This is a genomic window from Bartonella sp. MR168JLCBS, assembly GCF_042194175.1.
Genome location: NZ_JBHIMP010000277.1, coordinates 1 through 813, shown reverse-complemented (window position 1 = coordinate 813; position 813 = coordinate 1). Strand labels below are relative to the sequence as shown.

Genomic DNA, 813 nt, shown 5'->3' with positions numbered 1-813 from the left:
CACAGCGAGACTTTCCACCCCTTATACTAATACTAATTATAGCGCACGATGCCACAATATTTTGTGGATATGGTAAACGACTTTTAATTTATATTTTTTACTATTACCTAATTTGTAAAATGTTTTCCATAATTTAATTAGCTAAACCAACAAAAATAATCATTAAAGAACGCAAAAATCATAAATAGGAGAAAAATGAAGAAACCTAAGCGAAAAATAATTTCTCGGATTTTAGCTGATATTGGCTTCCCAGCAATGATTTCAACCACATGAAACAACAAATGCCCACCATCAAGTGGAGGAATTGGAAAAAGATTAATAAGTCCAACACCTATCGAAAGAAAAGCAGTAAAATTCAACAAAGAGATAAAACCTGTTTCACTTACTTGCCAAGCAATCTTAACCGTCTTAGAAGGACCACTTAACTGACAATGATCTTCTTTTCCCCTTATTAAACGACTTATAAAAAAAATTGTTTGGCTAGCAATAAACACGGAACGATCTGATGCTTCTCTTACAGCTTTGCTAAAACTGTAGTGAACATGTTTTAGATAAGCTTGATCTAAACGCTGAGGATTCTCTGGATCAACAGGAACACCGACACCTATCACTCCACTTTGAACCCGATTACCAAATCCATCATCTCGCTCACTCACTTTTGGTGTAATCACAGTCGTAAATACCTGCCCCATGCGTTCCATTTTAAATTCTATAGGATCTCCGCCATGAAATTTCACATAATTTCTCAAATCCTCAAAACTTTCAACCGGTCGACCATCCATTTCAATAAAACGATCGCCTAATCCTAAACCA

Annotated in this window: 1 protein-coding gene; it reads right to left on the bottom strand. The window is 35.4% G+C overall.

Annotation, left to right across the window (positions count from 1 at the left end):
* Nucleotides 1-137: 137 nt before the first annotated feature.
* A partial coding sequence (locus ACFIK8_RS10855; protein WP_375669432.1) for a site-2 protease family protein occupies nt 138-813 on the bottom strand: 676 nt, incomplete at its 5' end.